Genomic DNA, 15,477 nt, shown 5'->3' on the forward strand with positions numbered 1-15,477 from the left:
CCGGTGATATGAAAGAAAAACGCCGGGAGTAATCCCGGCGTTTTCATTTGAAAATCTCAGATTTTGCCGTGCAGCAATTCACCTTTTCGCGGAGCCGGACGTTTGCGGCTTTCCACGCTGTTTTCTGCAAGCTGGTGAATGATCGGGCAATCGGGGCGGTTGTCGCCGTGACAGTTTTTCGCGAGGTAGCGCAGCGTATCAGCCATTTCCTGAAGCTGGCGCATCTTGGCTTCCAGCTCCTCGACATGCCCAAGCGCCACCTTCTTGACATCAGCCGATGCGCGGTTGCGGTCGCGCCAGAGCGTCAGGAGTTCCTTGATCTGTTCAACCTGAAAACCGAGATCGCGGCTGCGGCGGATGAAGCGCAGGGTTTCGACATCTTTCTGCGTATAGACGCGATAGCCCGAACCGGTTCTCTCGGCAGCTTCAATCAGTCCGATTGTTTCATAATGGCGGATCATCTTCGCCGATATGCCAGATGCTGCAGCCGCCTGCCCGATATTCATCCCGTTCCTCACTGGCTGGTTATTTGCAAGGATATAGGAATGCCGTGGCGTCTTTCAAAGGCCCCGCCCGGAACGTTTCAGGAGATAACGCTCAATTGCCTGAAACCCATCGAAGATGAGTATGGCAAGTGCGGCCACGACGAGCCCTCCCTGCAAAACGAAGGCAAGATTGTTGGAAATGAGCCCGGCGATGATGACTTCTCCAAGCGTTCTGGCAGCGACAGTCGAGCCGATGGTGGCCGTTGCAAGGCCGATCACGGCGGAAAGTCTGATACCCGCCAGAATAACCGGCATGGCAAGTGGAACCTCGACTTTCACAAGCCGCTGTGCGCTGGTCATCCCCATGCCGCGCGCAGCTTCGACAACCGGAGGCGGCAAAGTCGTTAGTCCTGTCAGCGTATTTTCAAAAATCGGAAGCAGACCGTAGAGGAAGAGCGCAATCAGGGTCGGTTTGTCTCCGAAACCGAAGACCGGCACTGCAAGTGCCAGCACTGCAACGGGAGGAAAGGTCTGGCCGATATTCACAAGACTGCGTGAGAGCGGCAGAAACTCCGCACCCTGCTTTCTGGTGACAAAGATTGCCATCGAGACAGCCACAATCGTGGAAGCCAGTGCAGCCAGAGCGACCAGACCGAGATGCTGTAAAGTCAGCGTTACGAAATTTGCACGATCATAAATGACGGGGACGCCCTCATCGACGAGCGGTCGAAACAATGGCTCGAAAAGATGGGGCCGCCACAGAAACAGCAGCAGAATGCCTAGAAGCAGCGCACGCGGAACAAGGGACAGGAACAATTTCATGCCGGACGCTCTGCCTGATGCAGCAGCCTGTCGAGCGTGACTTGTCCAAGTGGCCTTCCATCATGGTCAAGAACGGGAAGGGCTTTGCGCCCTGACCACAGAAGCTCGGCAAGGGCATCGCGTTGCGACGCCGTTACCGGCATTGTTGCACCGCTCGCATCACCGGGCTGGAGCACGGTTTTCAGGTCCATCAGAGAGAGGAGACGGAAGGGCCGTTCGCCCGTACCGACAAGGCGCTCAACGAAATCGGTTGCCGGGCGGGCAAGAATTTCTGCCGGCGGACCATATTGCAGCAATTTTCCGTCATCCATGACGGCGATACGATCACCCAGCGATATGGCTTCCTCCATGTCGTGCGTGACAAGGATTATGGTCGTGCCGAGCCGCTTCTGGATCGCCTTCAGATCTTCCTGCGCCTTGGCCCGGATTACCGGATCGAGTGCCCCGAACGGCTCGTCCATGAGAAGGATGTTCGGCCCGGCAGCGAGCGCGCGTGCCACACCGACACGTTGCTGTTGCCCGCCGGAAAGTTCATGCGGGTAGCGGTCGCGATAGTCTGCCGGTTCAAGCTGGAAGAGCTCAAGCAGTTCATCCACGCGGGTATCGATGCGCTGTTTCTGCCATCCGAGCAGAAGGGGAACCGTCGCAATATTCTCCGCGACGGTGCGATGCGGAAAAAGTCCGTTCTGCTGGATGACGTAGCCGATCTGCCGGCGCAGAACATGACCGGGTTCGTCCATGACACTGCGGCCATCGATGCGGATTTCCCCGTCGGTCGGCTCGACCAGACGATTGACCATCCGCAGGAGGGTCGTCTTGCCGGAACCGGACGTCCCGACAATGGCAGCAATGCTGTGGGGTTCGATGGTAAAGCTCACCGCGTCCACCGCTGCGCGCCCGTTATAGCGCTTCGTGATATGGTCGAACTCGATCATTGGGAGCTGCCTCTTTCGGTGATTTCTATCGCGGCATCGAGAATGACGGCGGCTGCAAAGGCGAGGAGAACGGTAGGCAAGGCGCCCAGCAGAACAAGATCCATCGCCGTTTGCCCAATGCCCTGAAAAACGAATGTTCCGAAGCCGCCGCCGCCAATCAATGCCGCGATGGTCGTGAGGCCGATATTCTGCACCATGACGATACGTATGCCGGTGAGAATAACGGGAAAAGCGAGCGGAAACTCGGTCTTGAAGAGGCGTTGCAGGCGCGTCATGCCCATGCCGCGGGCTGCGTCCGTTACCGGTTCCGGCACCTGTGCCAGTCCTGCGACGGTATTTGCCACGATAGGCAGCAGCGAATAGAGGAAAAGTGCGACGAATGCCGGTGCAGCTCCGATTCCACGGATACCGATAGCGCCCGCCCATGGAAACTGCGTGGCGACCCAACTGAGTGGCGCGATCAAAATACCGAACAGCGCCATGGACGGAATGGTCTGCACGATATTGAGGCTGTTCAGAACGAAAGCGCGCAGCCCGGCCAAGCGATGGCAGACAAGCCCCAGCGGAATACCCACTGCGGTTGCCGCTGCAAGCGATCCCAAAGCCAGGGCTATATGCCGTTCGGCTTCATTCCAGAAGCTGTCCGCGCGGCTTTGATATTCCTTCATGAATGAGATGCTGTCCCAGAGTCCCGAGGAAAGCAGCGCGGCCAGAAGCAATCCCGCAATGACCAGCAGTCCGACCCGTAAAAACGGACCGGCACGCAACCGGACCAGCCCATCCGCGACATAAAGTGCGCTCGCAAAAAACAGCAGCCAAAAGCCGGAAGCTGGAGAAACCCGCGCATATCTGTTTCCTTCGGGCGACAGATATGACGCGGCGAAGCCGATTGCCACCATGACCGATGCGAGGCAGAACAGAGCAGCGAACAGCCGCAACGAATTGTTGTTACGGACAAAGCCGATCAGCAGTCCTGCCGCTACGACAGCGGCGAACAGCAGCGCCAACGAGGTCGGCAGGGCATCCAAAAGATAACGCGGCTCGCCTTGAACGATGCGGTTTGCCCGAAAATTTGCGAATGGCAGAAGCAATCCCGATAAGCCGATTGCTGCAATGACCAGTCCGAGCTTGTCGATATATGCAAACAGGCCCTTCGTGCCATTTGCCTGGATCGTCTGGTTTGTTGCACTCATGCCCGGCAATTATCCGTTATCGCGCTCTCTACTTGAGAAAACCGTTGGCTTTAAGAAAATCCTCGGCAACCGCCTTTGCCGGTTCGCCACCCAGTTGCACGCGACCGTTGAGTTCCTGAAGGGTGGTCAGGTCAAGTTTCTCGAAAACGGGCTTCAGCAACTCCTCGATTTTCGGATTCTTCTTCAAGACTTCCTCACGGATGATCGGGGCGGGCTGGTAAACCGGCTGCACATGCTTGTCGTCTTCAAGAACCACAAGCCCGGAGGGTGCGATGCCGCCATCGGTGCCGTAGACCATGGCCGCGTTGGCGCCGTTGGTCTGGTTGGCAGCGGCAGCAATGGTTGCGGCCGTATCCCCGCCTGAAAGTGTGATGAGCTGGTCGGGTTTCAGGGTGAAGCTATAGGCGGTCTGGAACGCTGGCAGGGCTGCTGCCGAGTTCACGAATTCCGACGATGCGGCCAGAATGACCTTCCCGCCACCTGAAATGTACTTTCCGAACTCGCTCAGGTTCGTAAGCTTGTTTTCGTCGGCGACATCCTTGCGCACCGCAATGCCCCAGGTGTTGTTTGCCGGTGATGGCGCCAGCCAGACGATCTTGTTGGCATCGTAATCGAGCTGCTTTGCAGTCTCATAGGCTTTGGCTGGGTCTTTCCAGAGCGGATCGTCCGCCTTGTTGAAGAAGAAGGCGGCATTGCCCGTATATTCGGGATAGATGTCGATTTCGCCGACGGTGATCGCCTTGCGAACGACCGGCGTCGCGCCGAGCTGGATGCGATCCGTGGTCTTGATACCATTGGCATTGAGAATGGCCAGAATGATGTTGCCGAGAACACCGCCTTCGGTGTCGATCTTGGACGACACGACCACCTGTGCCTGCGCGAGGCTGGAAAATTGAATTGCGCCCGCAAAGAGGGCAAGTGCGACAGCACTTCCCTTGAATAGATTTCCGTACGACATGCTCTTCATCCCATCGCGCTGGTTTTCCCTTGTGAAGGTAAACTATAGCGCAGGCGGGAAAAGGAAACCGCCGTTCGATACCCCTCCTGACAGCAGGCTGGCAGGAGGGGTGATCTCAAAAGGCAGGATCAGGCAGTAAAATCGCTTTGCGTGCCGTGTGCCTCGATGGCCTGTGCAAGACGCTGCAGCGCATGGACATAAGCTGCCGAGCGAACTGTCACCTTGTGCTGCTTGGCATGATTCCAGATGGCGCGGCCTTCACGTTCCATGATGGTTTTCAGGCGCTCATGGATTTCTTCAAGCGTCCAGTAATAGCCCTGACGGTTCTGCACCCACTCGAAATAGGAAACCGTAACGCCGCCTGCATTGGCCAGAATATCCGGCAGAACGATGACGCCGTTATTTGCAAGGATTTCGTCTGCTTCCGGCGTGACAGGACCATTTGCAAGTTCGACAATCAGCTTGGCCTTGATGGATGCCGCATTGTCGGCATGGATCATGTTTTCCATGGCGCTTGGCACCAGAACATCGCATTCGGCAGCAACCAGTTCGTCAGGCGTGATTGCTTCATGGCCGTTTTTGCCAGCGGTAGAAACAACAGACTTGTTCTGTGCCTTTGCTTCCAGAAGCGCATCGAGATCAAGGCCGTTGGCGCAATAAACAGCACCGGACGAATCCGATACGGCGACGATCTTGTGACCATCGCTTGCCATCAGCCTGGCGATGAACTGACCGGCATTGCCGAAACCCTGAACGGTGACGCGAAGCTGCGCAGCAAGGCCCAGATCGTGCGACAGATGGCGCACGAGATAGAAGCCGCCGCGTGCGGTTGCATCATTGCGTCCGAGCGAACCGCCAAGCGCCAGCGGCTTGCCGGTGATGACGGCAGGCGAGGACTGTCCGACGATCTGGGAATATTCGTCTGCCATCCAGCCCATGATCATGGAATTGGTGTAGACGTCGGGCGCCGGAATGTCGCGATCCGGCCCGATAATGCCGGAGAAAGCCTGGATGTAGGCGCGCGAAAGACGTTCCAGTTCAGCCTTGGAAAGCTGACGTGGATCGACCTGAATAGCACCCTTGCCGCCGCCATAAGGCAGGTTCATGACCGCGCATTTGAAAGTCATCCAGAAGGCCAGCGTCTCGACTTCTTCAGCGGTCGCTTCCGGGTGATAGCGGATGCCGCCCTTCGTCGGGCCGCGTGTATCGTCATAGCGGCAGCGCCATGCAAGAAAGGATTTGCGCGAGCCGTCATCCATACGAATCATCAGACGCACTTTCATGGTCTCACGCGCATATTTCAGCTTCTCGATGACATCCGCATCGATGTTGATGTGGCTTGCCGCTTCGTCCAGACGAACGAGTGCGCTCTCGAGTAGATTCTCCTTAGTCACGGAATCACCTTTCTTGCGTTTCTTTTATTTTGGACGCGATTTTGCGAAAGAATGCGTAGACCTTTGCGCAATAAAAGGAAAGAGAAAAGGACAATAATGTTGTCCTATTTTACAGGGGCGATTTTTGAAACTGCTTTGCCGTCAGGTTACAGACGCGGACCCAACTGTATGGGGTGGACGAGATGTCGCGAAATGGTGGGCATGTCGTATTTGTGGCGTCTTTTGACGCAAGCCTGCTGTCGGGTTTGAAACGGAAACAATAGAAATATCATCAAAGGCTTCGCTTGTGCCGACACGGCGCTTGCGGTCGCGAAACTGGTGGTTGTCTATGTCCCGTTTTTCTGCAGCTTCTATTATTAAAAATGCGCTTTCCGGTAACAAGAACTGGAAGCCGCAATGGCCGAATGCCGAACCCAAGGCCGAATATGACGTCATCATCGTCGGCGCTGGCGGGCACGGTCTGGGTGCCGCCTATTATCTGGCCAAGGAACATGGCATCACCAATGTCGCGGTCATCGAAAAAGGCTGGCTTGGCGGCGGCAATACCGGGCGCAACACCACGATTATCCGCTCCAACTACCTCTATGATGAGAGCGCGCATCTTTACGAACATGCGATGAAGCTGTGGGAAGGTCTCAGCCAGGACCTCAACTACAATGTCATGTTCTCGCAGCGCGGCGTGATGATGCTGGCGCATACGGTGCATGATGTGCAGAGCTTCAAGCGTCACATCCATGCCAATCGCCTCAACGGCATCGACAATGAATGGCTGACCAGGGAGCAGGCGAAGGAATATTGCCCGCCGCTCGATATTTCAGCCAATGCGCGTTATCCGGTTGTCGGCGCCACCTTGCAGCGGCGCGGCGGCGTGGCCCGCCACGATGCGGTGGCCTGGGGCTATGCGCGTGGTGCGACGGAGCGCGGCGTTGATATCATCCAGAATTGCCCGGTTACGGCCATTCGCCGCGATGCATCGGGTCGCGTGACCGGTGTTGATACGCCACGCGGTTTCATCAAGGCGAAGAAAGTGGCGGTTTCCGCTGCTGGCAGCACTTCCATTGTCATGGACACGGCAGGCGTTCGCATGCCGCTTGAAAGCTTCCCGCTACAGGCGCTCGTGTCCGAGCCGGTCAAGCCGATCTTCCCTTGCGTGGTCATGTCCAACACGGTTCATGCCTATATCAGCCAGTCCGACAAGGGCGAGCTGGTGATCGGCTCCGGTACTGACCAATATGTGTCTTACAGCCAGCGCGGCGGTCTGCCGCTGATCGAGCATACGCTTGCGGCCATCTGCGAAGTCTTCCCGATCTTCACCCGTATGCGGATGCTGCGCAAATGGGGCGGTATTGTTGACGTCACGCCGGATCGTTCGCCGATCATCGGCAAGACGCCGGTGCCGGGCCTGTTTGTCAATTGCGGCTGGGGTACGGGCGGCTTCAAGGCGACACCGGGTTCGGCGCATGTCTTTGCGCATACAATTGCCCGCGACGAGCCACACTGGATCAACGCACCATTCACGCTTGAACGCTTCACCACCGGTCGCCTGATCGACGAAGCGGCTGCTGCCGCTGTCGCGCACTAAGGGAGATAAAACATGCTTCTTATCCGTTGCCCTTATTGCGAGATGGAACGTCCCGAGCTTGAATTCGCCTATGCAGGCGAAGCGCATATTGCGCGCCCAGCCGACCCATCGACACTGACCGACGATGAATGGCGCGACTTCCTGTTCACGCGCTCCAATCCGCGCGGCACCCATTATGAGCGCTGGCGGCATATCAATGGCTGCGGTCGCTTCTTCAATGCGGTGCGCGATACGGTGAGCGACAAGTTTGCAGTGACCTACAAGGCAGGCGAATCCCGTCCTGCTTTGGCAGAAACTCCGGCTGCGGAGACGAAATAATGACCGATATGCGCATTCATAACAAAGGCCGTGTCAACAAGGCCAAGTCCGTTCGGTTCAGCTTCAACGGCAAGACCTATTCCGGCTTTGAAGGCGACACGCTGGCATCCGCCATGCTTGCCAATGGCGAGCATCTGGCCGGTCGTTCATTCAAATACCACCGCCCGCGCGGCATTCTTTCTGCTGGTTCCGAAGAGCCGAATGCGCTGATGGGCGTCTCGCGTGGACCAGGTCGGTTTGAGCCGAACACCCGCGCAACGGTGCTGGAACTCTATGATGGTCTCAAGGCCGAAACCCAGAACCATTGGCCGTCGCTGAAGCACGATGTCGGCGCGATCAATGATGCGTTCTACATGTTCTTCTCGGCAGGCTTTTACTACAAGACCTTCATGTGGCCGAAAAGCTTCTGGAACAAGGTCTATGAGCCTTTCATTCGGGGTGCTGCCGGTCTTGGCAAATCGCCATCCGAACCGGACCCGGACACCTATGCCAGCCGCTATGCCTTCTGCGATGTACTGGTTGCCGGTGGCGGACCTGCCGGTCTGGCTGCTGCGCTCGAAGCCGCAAAAAGCGGTGCGAAGGTTATCCTCGTTGACGAGCAGGCGGAATTCGGCGGCTCGCTTCTGTCGGAACCGGAGCCGGTCATCAATGGCCGCGCAAGCTGGGATTGGCTCAATGAAACCATAGAAGCGCTCAAGGCCAATCCGAATGTTACGCTTTTGCCGCGCACGACGGCCATTGGCTATTACCATCAAAACATGGTCGGCCTTTGCGAACGCCTGACCGATCATCAGGCAAAGCCTGCCGCCAATGCACCGCGTGAACGCATGTGGCGCGTGCGCGCAAAACAGGTGGTGCTGGCGCAGGGCGCGATTGAAAAGCCGCTGGTCTTTGCTGGCAATGACCGTCCCGGCGTGATGCTGGCATCGAGCGCACGCACCTATCTCAATCGCTATGGCGTCAAGGTCGGCAATCAGGCCGTCGTCGTCACCTCGCATGACAGCGCATGGCTTGCGGCTTTCGATCTCGCGGTCGCAGGCGTCAAGGTTCCTGCCATCATCGATGTGCGTTCAAGCGTTGCCGACAGCCTTATCAACCGTGCCAAAATGCTCGGCATTGAAACACTGACCGGCTGGACTGTGACGGACACCGGAGGACGCCATCGCGTGTCGTCGGTCCGCGCTAATCCGGTTTCCAATGGCTCGGTCGGTGCTGCGCGCACGATTGCCTGCGATGTGCTGCTGATGTCGGGCGGGTGGAATCCGAGCGTGCATCTTTTCTCGCACACGAAAGGCTCGCTCGTCTGGGATGAGGCGCGTCAGATCTATCTGCCGGGCGAACGCACCGAGGAAAGCCGCTGCGCCGGTGCAGGCAATGGCAATTTCGATCTGCAAGCCGCCTTGCGCGAGGGTGCGGAGGCCGGTGCTGCTGCGGCCTCGGATGCCGGGCATAAGGCCAAGGCATATGAATATGCAGTTGCCGGTGACTTCATCTGTGATGGTGTGAGTGTTCGCGAACTGCCAACGGATCGCGATCCGGGCAAGGCCAAGGCTTTCATCGATTTCCAGAACGATGTGACCGCCAAGGATATTCGTCTGGCCGTGCGCGAGGGGTTTCATTCCATCGAGCACATCAAGCGCTATACCACCAATGGCATGGCGACCGATCAGGGCAAGACCTCCAACATCAATGGTCTGGCCGTTGCCGCTGACGCATTGAAGCGTCCAACGCCGCAGGTTGGTCTCACCACCTTCCGCCCGCCTTACACGCCGACGACCTTTGGTGCTTTCTGCGGTTATAATCGCGGCAAGCTGTTCGATGTCACGCGCAAGACGCCAATTGATAGCTGGGCCGAACAGCACGGTGCAGCTTTCGAGCCGGTCTCGCTGTGGCGCCGCGCATGGTACTTCCCGAAAGCGGGCGAAGACATGCATCAGGCCGTGGCGCGTGAATGCAAGGCGACCCGCCAGTCGCTCGGCATGTTTGATGCCTCCACCCTTGGCAAGATCGAAGTAGTCGGCCCGGATGCGGCCGAATTCATGAACCGCATGTACACCAACCCATGGACGAAACTTGGCGTCGGGCGCTGCCGTTATGGGCTGCTGCTTGGCGAAGATGGCTTCATCCGCGATGACGGTGTTGTCGGTCGTCTGACGCAGGATCGCTTCCATGTGACGACCACAACCGGCGGTGCCGCGCGTGTTCTCAACATGATGGAAGATTATCTCCAGACCGAATGGCCGGAGCTGAAAGTCTCATTGACCTCGACCACCGAACAGTGGGCAGTGGTCGCAATCAATGGCCCGAATGCGCGCAAGCTCATCGAACCGATGGTCGAAGGTCTGGATATTTCGGACGAAGCCTTCCCGCATATGTCGGTGGCGGAATGCACATTCCTTGGTGTGCCGGCGCGTCTGTTCCGCATGAGCTTCACCGGCGAGCTGGGCTTCGAAATCAACGTGCCTGCGCGGTATGGCCTGTCACTCTGGAAGGCGCTTTATGAGGCTGGCCAGCAATATGACATCACGCCTTACGGCACCGAAACCATGCACGTTCTGCGCGCTGAAAAGGGCTATATCATCGTCGGTCAGGACACTGACGGCACGGTAACGCCGGATGATGCCAGCCTTGGCTGGGCGATTGGCAAGCAGAAGCCGGATTTCGTCGGCAAGCGTTCGCTGGCGCGTCCGGATATGCTGAAATCAGATCGCAAGCATCTCGTGGGCCTGCTCACCAACGATCCGAAGCTGGTGCTGGAAGAAGGTGCGCAGATTGTCGTTGATCCAAAACAGGCGCTGCCAATGACCATGCTTGGCCATGTCACGTCGTCCTATTGGAGCGAGACGCTTGGTCGTTCCATAGCCATGGCCGTGGTATCAGGCGGCAAGGACCGGATGGGTGAAACGCTTTATATGCCGATGCCTGACGGTAGCGTGCATGAAGCGGTTGTTTCGGGCATGGTCTTCTATGACCCCGAAGGCAAGAAACTGAACGGATAAGGATTGAACCATGCTTGTTGAGACAAAACCTTATTCGAACCGCAAGGTCGTCATTTCCGGTCGCCTGGAAATCCATGCCGCCGATGACGCCGCCCGCTTCATCCTGCGCATTGTTCCGGCAAAACTCGCCTTGGCTGAAAAGGCACTGGGCGCAAAAATCCCGGCCAGGATCGGCGGTCTTACGCGCACCGGCGATATTGCTGTCGCCTGTATCGGACCGGATGAATGGTATATCTGGGCCGAGGAAGCCAAGGGCGCAGATATCGTGCAGGCCTTTGCCAAGCTTTATGAAACGGAGCCTCATAGCCTCACTGAGGTTAGCCATCGGGAAACCGGCATCGACATTACAGGCCCCAAGGCCGAATGGCTGTTGAATGCTGCTTCCCCGCTTGATCTTTCGCAGATGAAGGCTCCGGGTGCTGCCCGCACGATCTTCGATCATGCCCAGATCATTCTGTTGAAGTGGGATGCCGATCACTACCGGATCGAAGTGTGGAACTCATTTGCAGATCACGTCTGGACCTTGCTGGAACTGGCCAGCAACGAAGTTTAACACGCAATCCCATTTATCAAATCAGAACACAAAAACGCCGCCCAACCGGGCGGCGTTTTTGTGTTCTGCCCCCAATTTCAGTCTTGCCTTCCATAAATCCATATGTGAAGACTATATTCACATAAGAAATTCATGAGGAGGGAATTTCCCGATGTCGGAAAGCGAACTGCCGCTGAGCGGGCTTGTTGTTGTCGATATGAGCCAGTTTCTGTCGGGGCCTTATTGCTCGTTGCGCCTGATGGATCTGGGCGCGCGCGTTATCAAGATTGAACGGCCCGATGGTGGCGATCTCTCGCGCAGGCTTTATCTGAGCGACACGGAGATCGGCGGTGATTCCACGATTTTTCATGCCATCAATCGCGGCAAGGACAGCCTTGCGATCGACCTCAAAAATCCTGACGATCTGGCAGCATTGAAAAAGCTTCTCACTCAGGCCGATGTGCTCATCCAGAACTTCCGTCCCGGTGTCATCAAGCGTCTTGGTCTCGATTACGAGGCAGCCAAAGAAATCAATCCGCGTCTCGTCTATGCATCGATCAGCGGCTATGGCGAAGAAGGGCCATGGGTCGGACGTCCCGGACAGGATCTGCTGGCGCAGGCGCGCTCGGGCCTCATGTGGCTGAATGGCGATGAAGGGCAGGGGCCTGTGCCCTTCGGTCTTGCTGTTGCCGATATGCTGGCAGGGGCTGCGGCCGCACAGGGAATTCTCGCAGCGCTGGTTCGCCGCGGCATCACCAATAAAGGCTCGCATGTCGAAACCAGCCTTCTCGAAGCGCTGGTTGATTTTCAGTTTGAAGTGCTGACCACCCACCTTAACGATGGCCGTCGTCTGCCAAAGCGTTCCGATTTCCGCAGTGCCCACGCCTATCTCGCAGCACCTTACGGTGTCTATCCGGCAGCGGACGGTTATCTCGCAATCGCCATGATGCCGATTGCGAAACTGGCGCCACTGTTGGAAGCGGATACGCTCATCCCGTTTGCCGATGATCCCAAAAGCGCTTTTGCCAAACGCGATGAGATCAAGCGGCTGATTGCTGCCCGCATTGCCGAGAAGACCGTCGATGAATGGCTCGCCATTCTGGAACCTGCCGATATCTGGTGCGCCCGCGTTCTCAACTGGGAAGAATTGCTCGCAAGCGAAGGTTTTTTGACCCTCGACATGCTCCAGACGGTGACGCGTGAGGATGATGTTTCCATCACCACGACACGTTCGCCGCTGCGCATCAACGGACAGCGCCCGAAGGTGGCGCGCGCCGCACCGCGCATTGGCGAAAATAGCGAGCAAATACGCGAGGAGTTCGGTCTATGAGCAAGATCAAGCTTAAAGGCATGACCTGGAGCCACCCGCGCGGTTACGATCCGATGGTTGCAGGCGCCGAACAATGGCTCGCGGACAAAGGCGTTGAAATCGCGTGGGAAAAGCGGTCGCTACAGGATTTCGAGACCTTCCCGGTCGAGGAGTTGGCACGCAATTTCGATATGATCGTGATCGACCATCCGCATGTGGGCCAGATCACCAAGGAAGGCTGTCTGCTGCCGCTTGATGTGCCGGGCCGCGAAGCCGAACTGAAAGCGCTGGCCGACGGTTCGGTCGGTCAATCCTTCCCAAGCTATAACTGGCAGGGGCGGCAATGGGCATTTCCGCTGGATGCGGCCACGCAGGTTCAGGCGTGGCGTCCCGATCTCATGGACAAGCCAGCCACCTCATGGGGCGAGGTGCTGCGTCTTGCCCGCGCCGGGAAAGTTCTGCTGCCACTGCGCTCGCCGCATTCGCTGATGTGCTTTTATACACTCGTTGCCAATGCCGGAACGCCTTGCGCGGTCGAAGGCGAGCTGATCTCTGTCGAGGACGGCTCACAAGCTTTCGAGCAACTGCGCGAGATTGCTTCGCTGGTTAAGCCTGAATGTTTCGGCATGGACCCGATTGCCGTGTTCGAGGAAATGGCAAATCCAGAATCCGAAATCGCGTGCTCGCCGTTGATCTATGGCTATGTGAATTATGCCATGCCGGGCTTCCGCGACCGCCTGATCCGCTTTGCCGATATTCCAGCGGGCGCGGCGGGTGTTGCAGGATCGGCTCTGGGTGGCACGGGTATTGCGGTTTCAGCCTTCAGCAAACATCCTGAAGCCGCTATCGATTTTGCCTATTGGATTGCAAGCGGTGACGTTCAGAAAGGGCTTTACGCGGCGTCCAACGGTCAGCCGGGACATGCGACAGCCTGGGAAGATGACACTGTGAATGCGGCGACGTCCGACTTCTATCGCGACACGCGTGCAACGCTGGAAGGCGCATGGGTGCGTCCGCGTCACGATGGCTATATGCCGTTTCAGGAAGCGGCTTCCGAGCGTATCAACAAGGGCTTGCTGGACAATGAGAAGGCGGAAGATGTTATTGCCGATCTAAACCGGCTTTTCCGCGAAAGCTTCTGATCAATAATGTTTGGCTGGCGAGAAACTCGCCAGCCTTTAAGTTTAAAGTTTCCAGAGACGCGTTGCATTCTCGGAGAGAAGCAGCGCTTTTTCGTCTTCGCTGCACCCTTCAAGAAGCGCATGGGTTGTTGCTACCCATGTTGAAAGACCTGCATCGATATTGCTCGCCAGTGTGCAGACCGGCCAGTCGCTTCCCCACACAATCCGCTCCCAGCCGAAGGATTGAATGACATGCTCCACATAGGGGCGCACGGTGTCGACAGTCCAGCTTTCAGCATCGGCATAGGCAACCACACCGGAAATCTTTGCCGTCACATTGTCGTGCTGCGCAATCTCGGTAATGCCCTTCTGCCAGACTTCCAGCGCACCTGACTTGATGTCCGGAACGCCGCAATGATCGAGCACGAATTGCACGTCCGGCGCTAGATCGGCCAGTGCCGTCACCTTGTCGATCTGGTGCGGGAGCGTGCAGAGATCGAAGGTCAGGCCGGTGCCTTCCAGCCGCTTGATATTCTCGCGGAAAAGAGCACCCTCGGAAACGTCGTCAGGCACGACATGCAGCACGCGGCGAAAGCCTTTGACGAAAGAATTGCTGCGCTGTTGTTCCAGATATTCCGCGAATCCCGGCTCTTCCGGGCGGCACGAGGCGATTGCACCCTTGATGAAACCGCCCGATCTTCTGGAAATCTCCTGAATGTGGTCCGTTTCAGCCTGAATGGCATCAGCCGCCACATCCACTTCCATATGCAGCGCCGCCTTGATGCCGCAGCGCTCAGCCTGCTTCCGATAGGTCTCAAACAGAAAGTCGCGGTCGAGCGCCGGTACATCCCCCAGCCATGGGTAAGCCAACGCGCTTTTGTCTATCAGATGCAGATGGGTATCGATAATCATGAAAACTCTCCTCCGATGCCATACTTTCAAAAAAGAAGAGAGTTTTCAAATAAGAATTATCGGCATTGCTTAGTCGGTTGCCCCGATGTCGGAACCAACCAGTTTCGACAGGTCTTTGACGGTCTTTTGAAGCAGGCTGATGGTTTGCGTAATGTCGGGTGCTGAAGCTGAATTGACGAGTGTTACGTAAGGACAGGTCAGTGAGGCAATGCATGTGCCATCCGGGCCGAGAATCGGGGCCGAGAGGTTGTAGACGCCTGCCACCTGAGCGCTGGGCATCATTTCATAGCCGCGTTCGCGAATCTGGTCGAGGCGCTCGTAGAAACTCTCATCGAGCTTCACGGTTTCACCGTCTTTCGCATATTCGGCAATCATCATCTTGCGTTCTTCCGGGGATCGGAAGGCGAGAAGCACATGGCCGGAACCGGTGTCGAACAGGCTGATATGCGAACCGACGCGGATTGAAATGCCCCAGTAATCCGGAGCTTCCTGCTGTGCAATGACGACAACAGATCCCCGGTCAAACACGGCAAGCTGGTTGGCCTGCTTCGAACGATCGGCAAGTTCACGCATGAAAGGCGTGGCAAAGGATGCAAGTCTGCGCACCGGTGCATGAAGATGTGCAAGACCGAACAGCTTGAGCGTCAGTGAATAGCGGTCGCCCTCAAGCTTGGTCACGTAACCGCGCTTCACCAGACGGTCGAGCATCCGGTAAAACTCGTTGGGGCTGCGGTCGAGGTGCTTGGCAATTTCTGCCTGTGTCAGCCCGCCATCCACGCTCGCAAGCAGTTCCAGAATATCCAGTCCCTTGTCCAGCGCCGGGGCGCGATAGCGATCGTCTGTTTCCAAGTTGGCTCCCCTCATGAATATTCCCCTTCATATACGAACAGTCGTGAATGCGAAAGTCGCAAATGTGC

Annotated in this window: 14 protein-coding genes; 6 read left to right on the plus strand and 8 right to left on the minus strand. The window is 57.1% G+C overall.

What is annotated here, in order from left to right:
- Positions 1-56 precede the first annotated feature (56 nt).
- The 6 genes from cueR to HWX93_RS13495 form a co-directional block, all read right to left on the minus strand.
- Positions 57-506, minus strand: coding sequence for a Cu(I)-responsive transcriptional regulator (gene cueR / locus HWX93_RS13470; protein WP_010658066.1), 450 nt, complete (start codon positions 504-506; stop codon positions 57-59).
- Between the two features lie 54 nt (positions 507-560).
- Complete coding sequence (locus HWX93_RS13475) at positions 561-1,307, minus strand: ABC transporter permease (protein WP_176037613.1); 747 nt, start codon at positions 1,305-1,307, stop codon at positions 561-563.
- On the minus strand, positions 1,304-2,242 hold the full coding sequence (locus HWX93_RS13480; RefSeq protein ID WP_151555468.1) for an ABC transporter ATP-binding protein: 939 nt from the start codon (positions 2,240-2,242) through the stop codon (positions 1,304-1,306). Before HWX93_RS13480 ends, HWX93_RS13475 begins: the two co-directional genes overlap by 4 nt.
- Positions 2,239-3,444, minus strand: coding sequence for an ABC transporter permease (locus HWX93_RS13485; RefSeq protein ID WP_412842141.1), 1,206 nt, complete (start codon positions 3,442-3,444; stop codon positions 2,239-2,241). The genes HWX93_RS13480 and HWX93_RS13485 overlap by 4 nt, the downstream gene beginning before the upstream one ends.
- Before the next feature lie 19 nt (positions 3,445-3,463).
- A complete protein-coding gene (locus HWX93_RS13490; protein WP_151652209.1) occupies positions 3,464-4,393 on the minus strand; it encodes an ABC transporter substrate-binding protein in 930 nt (309 codons plus the stop codon).
- A gap of 128 nt (positions 4,394-4,521) precedes the next feature.
- Positions 4,522-5,787, minus strand: a complete 1,266-nt coding sequence (locus HWX93_RS13495; protein ID WP_151555465.1) for a Glu/Leu/Phe/Val family dehydrogenase — start codon at positions 5,785-5,787, stop codon at positions 4,522-4,524.
- Between the two features lie 328 nt (positions 5,788-6,115).
- On the opposite strand from HWX93_RS13495, the gene HWX93_RS13500 reads away from it, so the two are divergent.
- From HWX93_RS13500 to HWX93_RS13525, 6 genes are all read left to right on the plus strand, one after another.
- Complete coding sequence (locus tag HWX93_RS13500; RefSeq protein WP_061344902.1) at positions 6,116-7,369, plus strand: sarcosine oxidase subunit beta family protein; 1,254 nt, start codon at positions 6,116-6,118, stop codon at positions 7,367-7,369.
- A gap of 12 nt (positions 7,370-7,381) precedes the next feature.
- Positions 7,382-7,687, plus strand: coding sequence for a sarcosine oxidase subunit delta (locus HWX93_RS13505; RefSeq protein ID WP_151555464.1), 306 nt, complete (start codon positions 7,382-7,384; stop codon positions 7,685-7,687).
- A complete protein-coding gene (locus HWX93_RS13510) occupies positions 7,687-10,686 on the plus strand; it encodes a sarcosine oxidase subunit alpha (RefSeq protein WP_176037614.1) in 3,000 nt (999 codons plus the stop codon). The genes HWX93_RS13505 and HWX93_RS13510 overlap by 1 nt, the downstream gene beginning before the upstream one ends.
- Positions 10,687-10,696: 10 nt before the next feature.
- A complete protein-coding gene (locus HWX93_RS13515; protein WP_151652207.1) occupies positions 10,697-11,239 on the plus strand; it encodes a sarcosine oxidase subunit gamma in 543 nt (180 codons plus the stop codon).
- Positions 11,240-11,390: 151 nt separating this feature from the next.
- Positions 11,391-12,548: a CaiB/BaiF CoA transferase family protein gene (locus tag HWX93_RS13520; RefSeq protein ID WP_151555461.1), complete on the plus strand. Its 1,158-nt coding sequence runs from the start codon at positions 11,391-11,393 to the stop codon at positions 12,546-12,548.
- Positions 12,545-13,669, plus strand: a complete 1,125-nt coding sequence (locus HWX93_RS13525) for an extracellular solute-binding protein (RefSeq protein WP_151652206.1) — start codon at positions 12,545-12,547, stop codon at positions 13,667-13,669. Before HWX93_RS13520 ends, HWX93_RS13525 begins: the two co-directional genes overlap by 4 nt.
- A 42-nt stretch (positions 13,670-13,711) precedes the next feature.
- On the opposite strand, the gene HWX93_RS13530 is transcribed toward HWX93_RS13525, so the two are convergent.
- Both HWX93_RS13530 and HWX93_RS13535 read right to left on the minus strand, forming a co-directional pair.
- Positions 13,712-14,560, minus strand: a complete 849-nt coding sequence (locus tag HWX93_RS13530) for an amidohydrolase family protein (RefSeq protein ID WP_151652205.1) — start codon at positions 14,558-14,560, stop codon at positions 13,712-13,714.
- A 69-nt stretch (positions 14,561-14,629) separates the two neighbouring features.
- A complete protein-coding gene (locus HWX93_RS13535; protein ID WP_061344910.1) occupies positions 14,630-15,424 on the minus strand; it encodes an IclR family transcriptional regulator in 795 nt (264 codons plus the stop codon).
- Positions 15,425-15,477 lie beyond the last annotated feature (53 nt).

Source organism: Brucella tritici, from assembly GCF_902825325.1.
Lineage (GTDB): Bacteria > Pseudomonadota > Alphaproteobacteria > Rhizobiales > Rhizobiaceae > Brucella.

Bases quoted from the DNA above. Each gene is read 5' to 3' on its own strand.
- HWX93_RS13515 (WP_151652207.1), top strand. From the start codon at position 10,697: ATGCTTGTTGAGACAAAACCTTATTCGAACCGCAAGGTCGTCATTTCC.
- HWX93_RS13505 (WP_151555464.1), top strand. From the start codon at position 7,382: ATGCTTCTTATCCGTTGCCCTTATTGCGAGATGGAACGTCCCGAGCTT.
- HWX93_RS13530 (WP_151652205.1), bottom strand. From the start codon at position 14,560: ATGATTATCGATACCCATCTGCATCTGATAGACAAAAGCGCGTTGGCT.
- HWX93_RS13490 (WP_151652209.1), bottom strand. From the start codon at position 4,393: ATGTCGTACGGAAATCTATTCAAGGGAAGTGCTGTCGCACTTGCCCTC.
- HWX93_RS13480 (WP_151555468.1), bottom strand. From the start codon at position 2,242: ATGATCGAGTTCGACCATATCACGAAGCGCTATAACGGGCGCGCAGCG.
- HWX93_RS13520 (WP_151555461.1), top strand. From the start codon at position 11,391: ATGTCGGAAAGCGAACTGCCGCTGAGCGGGCTTGTTGTTGTCGATATG.
- HWX93_RS13535 (WP_061344910.1), bottom strand. From the start codon at position 15,424: ATGAGGGGAGCCAACTTGGAAACAGACGATCGCTATCGCGCCCCGGCG.
- HWX93_RS13475 (WP_176037613.1), bottom strand. From the start codon at position 1,307: ATGAAATTGTTCCTGTCCCTTGTTCCGCGTGCGCTGCTTCTAGGCATT.
- HWX93_RS13510 (WP_176037614.1), top strand. From the start codon at position 7,687: ATGACCGATATGCGCATTCATAACAAAGGCCGTGTCAACAAGGCCAAG.
- HWX93_RS13525 (WP_151652206.1), top strand. From the start codon at position 12,545: ATGAGCAAGATCAAGCTTAAAGGCATGACCTGGAGCCACCCGCGCGGT.
- HWX93_RS13500 (WP_061344902.1), top strand. From the start codon at position 6,116: ATGTCCCGTTTTTCTGCAGCTTCTATTATTAAAAATGCGCTTTCCGGT.
- cueR (WP_010658066.1), bottom strand. From the start codon at position 506: ATGAATATCGGGCAGGCGGCTGCAGCATCTGGCATATCGGCGAAGATG.